The sequence below is a fragment of the Pseudomonas sp. 10(2024) genome (assembly GCF_045164175.1).
Taxonomy (GTDB): Bacteria; Pseudomonadota; Gammaproteobacteria; order Pseudomonadales; family Pseudomonadaceae; genus Aquipseudomonas; species Aquipseudomonas alloputida.
In genome coordinates this window covers 894,608-902,002 of sequence record NZ_CP174006.1, presented here as the reverse complement: position 1 = coordinate 902,002, position 7,395 = coordinate 894,608, and the positions used below count along the sequence as shown (strand labels likewise).

Annotated in this window: 6 protein-coding genes; all 6 read left to right on the top strand. The window is 65.3% G+C overall.

Features of this window, described 5'->3' with window-relative positions:
* The first annotated feature begins 52 nt into the window (after nucleotides 1-52).
* The 6 genes from ACI7M0_RS04090 (at nucleotide 53) to ACI7M0_RS04065 (ending at nucleotide 7,264) form a co-directional block, all read left to right on the top strand.
* Nucleotides 53-1,489, top strand: coding sequence for a TolC family outer membrane protein (locus ACI7M0_RS04090; RefSeq protein WP_010952041.1), 1,437 nt, complete (start codon nucleotides 53-55; stop codon nucleotides 1,487-1,489).
* Nucleotides 1,486-3,654 (top strand): type I secretion system permease/ATPase, encoded by a 2,169-nt coding sequence (locus ACI7M0_RS04085; protein ID WP_020193273.1) that lies wholly within the window; start codon nucleotides 1,486-1,488, stop codon nucleotides 3,652-3,654. The genes ACI7M0_RS04090 and ACI7M0_RS04085 overlap by 4 nt, the downstream gene beginning before the upstream one ends.
* A complete protein-coding gene (locus tag ACI7M0_RS04080; RefSeq protein ID WP_010952039.1) occupies nucleotides 3,651-4,835 on the top strand; it encodes an HlyD family type I secretion periplasmic adaptor subunit in 1,185 nt (394 codons plus the stop codon). The genes ACI7M0_RS04085 and ACI7M0_RS04080 overlap by 4 nt, the downstream gene beginning before the upstream one ends.
* A gap of 398 nt (nucleotides 4,836-5,233) precedes the next feature.
* On the top strand, nucleotides 5,234-6,133 hold the full coding sequence (locus ACI7M0_RS04075) for a chemotaxis protein (RefSeq protein WP_014589719.1): 900 nt from the start codon (nucleotides 5,234-5,236) through the stop codon (nucleotides 6,131-6,133).
* A gap of 88 nt (nucleotides 6,134-6,221) precedes the next feature.
* A complete protein-coding gene (locus ACI7M0_RS04070; protein ID WP_014589718.1) occupies nucleotides 6,222-6,533 on the top strand; it encodes a hypothetical protein in 312 nt (103 codons plus the stop codon).
* Entirely contained in the window at nucleotides 6,530-7,264 is a 735-nt protein-coding gene (locus ACI7M0_RS04065) for a YkgJ family cysteine cluster protein (protein ID WP_064492571.1), read from the top strand. The genes ACI7M0_RS04070 and ACI7M0_RS04065 overlap by 4 nt, the downstream gene beginning before the upstream one ends.
* Nucleotides 7,265-7,395 lie beyond the last annotated feature (131 nt).

Below are 7,395 nucleotides of genomic sequence, written 5' to 3'. Positions count from 1 at the left end.
ACCCGCCGGGTGAATGCCCGGCGGCATGGACGACCAGCAGTAAGGGAACTATGTGAAGCGAAGCAGTCCGCTGTCACCGCTGTTGCTGGGAGCCTTCGGGCTCCTGGCCCTGAACTTCCACCCGGTTGCCCAGGCAGCCGATGATATAGACCCCCACCTGCGCCAGATCGGGCCGTCGCTGCTACGCGATGCGCCCGAAGCGGTGCCCGCCCGCCCCCCCATCGGCATGGCCCCGGTCGCCAGTGGCGAACGGCTGAGCCTTACCGACGCAGTGCTGCAGGCAGCGCAATGGCACCCGAGCATCGCAGAGGCCATCGGCAACCTTTACAAGCAGGGCGAAGGCATCAACGTCGCCCGAGCGGGGTATTACCCACAGATTTCCGGCGGTATCCGCACCGGTTATGACACCGGCTATGGCGGCGACCGCAATAGCCAGGCCCTGAACCTGTCGCTCAAACAAATGCTCTATGACTTCGGCAAGGTCGACAGCGCCGTCAACGCGGCCCAGGCTGCCGCCGCCCGGGCACAGGCCAATATCCTGCTGGTGGTCGACGATCTGGCCCGCGACACAGCCTATGCCTGGATCGAGACCCGCCGCTACGAGCAACTGATGACGATTGCCCGCGACCAGATTCGCGGCGTGGGCGACATTGCCGGCATGGCCCGCCAGCGCAGCGACATGGGCGCCAGCACCCGTTCCGACGTGGTACAGGCCGAGTCGCGCGTGGAAAGCGCCCGTGCCACCCTGGAGGAGTACCAGTCGCAGTACGAGCGCTGGCGCTCGACCCTGGCGGCGCTGATGGGTCGCGTTACCCCTCCGGCACTGGCCGAGGGCTCACCCGCCGAGCTGGACCAGGCCTGCAAGCGCCCTGCTCAGGGTGATGACCGCCTGCCCGCCGTGCTGATGGCCCTGGCCCAGCGCGCACAGGGCCAGGCCGAGCTGGCCCAGGCCAAGGCGGAGGCCTACCCTACCCTGTCGTTGCAACCGCAGGTCAATCATTACCTGGACGACGACTACAACCGCGATAACGCACGGCTGGACCGCACCCAGGCGGGCATCTACCTGAACGTCGAAGTCCCCATCTACCAAGGGGGCTCCATCAGCGCCCGCACCCGCGCTGCCGGCCATGCGCTGACCGCCGCCGACTCCGCCGAAGACGCCGCACGGCTGCAGGCGCGTCGGGGCCTGGCGGAGGCCAAGGCGCAAACCTCCGGGCTGGGCCGCCGGCTGACTTCGCTGGAAGCCCGCCAGGTCAGCATTCAGGAGGCACGCATGCTCTACGGGCGTCAGTACCTGGACCTGGGCACACGGCCACTGCTCGACCTGCTCAACGCCGAGCAGGAGATCTACCAGTCACGCTTCGAACTTGCCGGCACCCGCTCCGATCTGCTGCGCCTGGATGTCGACTGCCTGTACAACACCGGCGCCCTGCGCACGGCCTTTGGCCTTGAGGGGCGCAACCTGCAAGGTGTGGAGATCCAGCCATGAGTGATTCGATCGATGTGACCCTGCCCAACCAGGCGCCCGCGCCGGAGCAGGCCGCCGCGCACCGGCCAGACCTTGGCCCCTGGCTTGAGGTGATGTTGCAGGTGGCACACCACTACCGCCTGGACGTATCACCCCAGCGTATTCGCCTGGCCGCTGCGGAGGATGCCCGCCCGTTGAATGAAATCCTCCGCCACATGGCACGTCAGGCGGGGCTGGCATTGCGCTTCGTGCACTTAGATGCCAAGGGCCTGCGGCAATGGCGCACGCCGCTGGTGCTGGAGCTGGACGATGGGCAGCTGGCGGTGGTCGAGTCGGTGACCGAAGAAGACGACCTGGCGGTGGTGTTCGCCGGTGACCAGGGCCTGACTTCGCGCCTGCCCCGCGACACCCTGAAGGGCCGTATCAACCGCGTTGCCCTGCTGCGCCCGGCCCGGCCACTGCGCGATGTGCGCACCGACGACTACACCGCGCCTTACGACCGCCACTGGTTCGCCCGCATCGTACTGCGCGACCTGCGTCCCTATGGGCAGGTGATGGTCGCGTCACTGGTGGCCAACGTGCTGGCGCTGGCCGGCGTGCTGTTCTCGATGCAGGTGTACGACCGAGTCATACCGGCCGAATCCCTGCCCACCCTCTACGTCCTGTTTGGCGGTGTGGTGTTGGCACTGGTGTTCGACTTCAGCATGCGCCTGCTGCGGCTAAAGGTGACCGACCTGCTCGGCAAGCGCGCCGACCTGCGGGTGAGCGACCTGGTCTACGGCCATGCCCTGCGCCTGCGCAACTCGGTGCGGCCGAAGTCCACCGGCTCGTTCATCTCGCAGTTGCGCGAGCTGGAGTCGATCCGCGACCTGATCACGTCCAGCACCGCCACGGTGCTGGCCGACCTGCCGTTCTTCCTGCTGTTCCTGTTCGTGTTCTGGCTGATCGGCGGCGTACTGGTGTTCATCCCGCTGGTCGCGCTGCTGGCCATGGTGTTGCCCGGGTTGCTTGCACAACGGCGCCTGGCACGGTTGGCCAATGCCTCGATGCGTGAGTCGGCGCTGCGCAACGCCATGCTGGTGGAAAGTATCCAGGGCCTGGACGAGATCAAGGCACTGCAGGCAGAGGCACGCTTCGAACGGCAGTGGAACCAGTACAACGCGGCCTGCGCGCACACCAACCTGCGCCTGCGCACCCTCACCAACGGCCTGGTGACCTGGACGCAGAACGTGCAGGGTGCCGTGTTTGCCGTGGTCATCGTGATCGGCGCCCCCATGGTCATCGCCGGCGACCTCACCACGGGTAGCCTGGTGGCGGCATCCATGCTTTCATCGCGGATGATGGCGCCGCTGGCCCAGTTGACCCATGTGCTGACCCGCTGGCAGCAGGCCAAGGTCGCGCTGCAAGGCCTGGACAAGCTGATGCAGTCGCCGGTCGACCACCCCGAAGGCGAAGCCCGCGTGCACCTGCCGGCCATTCACGGCGAGTACCGCCTGCGCCAGGCCAACTTCCGCTACAGCGAAGACTACCCGCCAGTGCTGAACATTGGCCGGCTGGACATCCAGCCGGGCGAGCGCATTGCCGTGCTGGGCCGCAACGGCGCCGGCAAATCAACCTTGCTGCAGGCGCTGGGTGGGGCCATGGACCTGGTGCAGGGCGAGATCAGCCTGGACGGCATCGCCATGGCCCACCTCGACCCTGCTGACCTGCGCCGTGACGTCGGCCTGCTGCCGCAGTACGCGAGGCTGTTCCACGGCACCCTGCGGGAAAACCTCACCCTCGGCGCCGGCCAGGCCAGCGACCAGGAACTGGTGGCCGCGCTGGCCGCCACTGGCGCACTGGACTTCGTCCGCCGCCTGCCCAAGGGCATGGACCACCTGATCCTCGAAGGAGGCCTGGGCTTGTCTGGCGGCCAGCGCCAAGCCCTGGTGCTGTCGCGCCTGCTGGTACGCCAGCCGCAGGTGCTGCTGCTGGACGAGCCGACCGCGTCGCTGGACGACATGACCGAGCGCAAGCTGCTGGATAACCTGGAGCGCTTCTGTCAGGGCCGTACACTGGTGATCGCAACCCATCGCCTGAGTGTTCTGCAGCGGGTCGACCGCATCCTGGTGCTGGACGCCGGGCGCATCGTCATCGATGACGCGCGCGATGCCGCGCTGGCCAAACTGCAGGGAGCCCAGGCATGAGCAACCATGAACTCCCGGCTTCCTACCTGGACGGGCAGGACGACCAGGCGGTATTCCGCGCCGGCCGCATCATCACCCTCTGCGCGCTGATGCTGGCGGCGTTCCTGGCCTGGGCGGCCTGGTTCGAGGTGACCGAGGTGTCCACCGGCACAGGCAAGGTCATCCCAAGCTCGCGAGAGCAGGTCATTCAGTCGTTCGAGGGCGGTATCGTCGCGCAGATGAGCGTGGCCGAAGGCGACCTGGTCGAGCGCGGCCAGGTGCTGGCCCAGCTCGACCCGACCAAGACGGCTTCCAGTGTGGGTGAAAGCGAAGCCAAGTACCGCGCTGCCAGGGCCAGCCAGGCCCGCCTGCAGGCAGAGGTGACCGGCAAGCCACTGACCTTCCCGGAGAGTCTGCGCGACTCTCCTGACCTGATCGATGCCGAAACCGCGTTGTACCAGACCCGCCGCCGCGGCCTGGAACAGACCCTGGCGGGTATTCAGGACTCGTTGCAGCTGGTGCGCAGCGAGCTGAAGATCACCGAGAACCTGGCAAAGATGGGTGCCTCCAGCCGGGTTGAAGTGATCCGCCTGAACCGCCAGCGTTCCGAGCTGGAACTCAAGGCCAACGAGGCACGCTCGGACTATCTGGTGCGCGCCCGGGAAGAACTGGCCAAGGCCAGCGCCGAAGCGGACGCCCTGTCGGAAGTGATCCGCGGGCGCAGCGACTCGCTCACCCGCCTGACCCTGCGCTCGCCGGTGCGCGGCATCGTGAAGGACATCGAGGTAAACACCCTGGGTGGCGTGGTGCAGCCTGGTGGCCAGGTGATGAAGATCGTGCCGATGGACGAACGCCTGCTGATCGAAACCCGCATCGCGCCACGGGACATCGCCTTCATTCACCCCGACCAGGCGGCCAAGGTCAAGATCAGTGCCTATGACTACTCGGTATACGGCGGGCTGGACGGCAAGGTGGTGGGCATCTCGCCGGATACCCTGCAGGACGAGGTCAAACCGGAAATCTACTACTACCGCGTGTTCATCCGCACCGAACAGGACAGCTTGCAGAACAAGGCCGGCAAGCGTTTTGCGATCGTGCCAGGGATGATTGCCACGGTGGATATCCGAACGGGCGAGAAAACCATCCTCGATTACCTGATCAAGCCGCTGAACCGAGCCAAGGAGGCCCTGCGTGAACGCTGATCCAGGCGTTTAAACACCTCCCCCTGTGGGAGCGGGCATGCCCGCGAACACCGGCGAAGCCGGTGCCATGTACCGCGTCGCACGCTTCGCGGGCATGCCCGCTCCCACAAGGGTCCCAGGCGCTCCGGAGTAGTGGGCAACTCGCCGCACACTCTGGCCAGAATCCATCCTCGGTTATCCTTTCAAGCCGCTGAACCGGGCATTTACACACATCCCTGTGGGAGCGGGCATGCCCGCGAACACCGGCGAAGCCGGTGCAATGTACCGCGTCGCACGCTTCGTGGGCATGCCCGCTTCCACAAGGGTCCCTAGCCCTCCTGGGTTCTGTGCAAAATGCCTAAAGCCCAACCCAAACAGGCCGATAACCGGTTATCCCCTGCTCCTCACCGAAGGTCACCATGGCCACGCAAAATGCCCGCGCGGATTCGCTATCCCTGCTGCTGTTCACCCTGCGCAGCGGCAAGCTGATGGCAATCAACCTGCTCAAGGTCAGCGAGATCATCCCCTGCCCGCCGCTGACCAAGCTGCCTGAGTCGCACCCCCACGTAAAAGGTGTGGCAACCCTGCGCGGCCACTCGCTGTCGGTCATCGACCTGTCCCGCGCCATTGGCGAACAGCCACTGGTCGACCCGCAGGGTGGCTGCCTGATCGTTACCGAGATCAGCCGCTCGCGCCAAGGCCTGCATGTACAGGCGGTCAGCCGCATCGTGCATTGCCTGAGCACCGACATCAAACCGCCGCCCTACGCCTCGGGCACCCGCTCGTTCATCACCGGTGTGACGCGCGTCGACAACACCCTGGTGCAGGTGCTGGACATCGAAAAAGTCATACACGCCATCGCCCCGCCCGTCGCCGAGCCAGTGCACAGCACCTTGAACGAAGAAGATGCCAGCCTGCTGGCCGCCGCCAATATCCTGGTGGTGGACGACAGCCAGGTGGCCTTGCAGCAGTCGGTGCACACCCTGCGCAACCTCGGTATCGAATGCCACACCGCGCGCAGCGCCAAAGACGCCATCAATGTGCTGCTGGAACTGCAGGGCACCGCGCAGGAGATCAACATCATCGTCTCCGACATCGAAATGAGCGAAATGGACGGCTACGCCTTCACCCGCACGCTGCGTGAAACCCCTGACTTCCAGCACCTGTACGTGCTGCTGCACACCTCGCTGGACAGTGCCATGAGCAGTGAAAAGGCGACCCAGGCCGGGGCCAATGCCATCCTTACCAAGTTCTCCTCGCCAGAGCTGACCGATTGTCTGGTGGTGGCTGCGCGTACCGTGGTGTTCGCCGAGCACTGATATATTCAGCGACAAACTCCCCGGCTTGCCGCCGGGGGTGACTCGGGCATAATTCGCGCCCCTCGCAAGAAAATTGCCGGAATCGCGTATGAAGCTTCTCAGCTCTATCTTGATCAGCTGCGCCCTCTTCAGCGGTATTGCCCAGGCCTCCAGTAGCCAGGCCTGGAACGAGCAGCGCCAGCAGATGCTCAAGGCTTGCCTGACCGCCAGCCAGTTCAAGGACGCCCATGCCCGCGGCAAGCCCGCCGAGTTCGATGACCAGGCCGGCATGAGTGCCCTGCTGATCGAAGGCGTCTACCCACAGAAACACATGCAGCAGCGCACCGGCACCGAGCTGTGCCTGTACGATCGCCAGCACCAGCGTGCGTTCGTCAGTGAATGGAGCCCGGAAGCCAAGTGACCGACCGCTTACGTTTCGGCTGTACCGGCTGCGGCAAATGCTGCACCGGCCACCATGTGCCCCTGACGCTGGCCGAAGCGCGTCGCTGGGCGGACGATGCCGGCCAGGTGGTGGTACTGATCGAGGCCTTCGTCGTGGACGGCCCCGGCATGCCGCTGGATCAACGTGACCATGTGCTGCGACGCTCCCATCCGGTGCATTGCGGCGAGGGCGAGGCACGCGTCTCGGTGACCTTTGCTGCATTCAACCCCGGACGTTGCCGTAACCTCGACGCCAACGACCTCTGCACCATCTATGAGCAGCGCCCACTGGTCTGTCGCATCTATCCGGTAGAAATCAACCCGCATATTCCCCTGCGGCCAGACAGCAAGGACTGCCCGCCGGAGGCCTGGCAACAGGGGCCGGAGCTGATTCTCGGCACGCAACTGGTCGATGTGGAACTGCAGGCGCTGGTACAGGCTTCGCGCCAGGCCGACCGCGATGACATTGCCGCCAAGGTGGCGGTGTGCCAGGCATTGGGCATGACGACCAGTGCGCTCAAGGGTAACGGTTTTACCGCCTACTTGCCGGATATGGGGGCGTTTGCTGCGGCGCTGGCGCAGGTACAGGGGAATGAAGGGGCGCAGTGGACCTTGCATGTGCAGGATGAAGCGCTGACGGCAAGCTTGCAGGCATTGGGTTTGCGCACAACCCATGAAACCCCGGTTTATTACGCCTTTATCGGCTTCTAGCCTGCCAAGGCGGCGCCCTGTGCAGGCGCCCTAGCACGGGGCTTTCGCCGAAAGCCCCGTTGTTTCCCCCTAGGATCGTTACCTTTTGCGCAACAGTGCTTATCGCACTTCGCTCTGTTTCGAGTGCACTG

Coding starts and splice junctions, on each gene's coding strand:
- ACI7M0_RS04085 (WP_020193273.1), top strand. CDS start 1,486: ATGAGTGATTCGATCGATGTGACCCTGCCCAACCAGGCGCCCGCGCCG.
- ACI7M0_RS04075 (WP_014589719.1), top strand. CDS start 5,234: ATGGCCACGCAAAATGCCCGCGCGGATTCGCTATCCCTGCTGCTGTTC.
- ACI7M0_RS04080 (WP_010952039.1), top strand. CDS start 3,651: ATGAGCAACCATGAACTCCCGGCTTCCTACCTGGACGGGCAGGACGAC.
- ACI7M0_RS04070 (WP_014589718.1), top strand. CDS start 6,222: ATGAAGCTTCTCAGCTCTATCTTGATCAGCTGCGCCCTCTTCAGCGGT.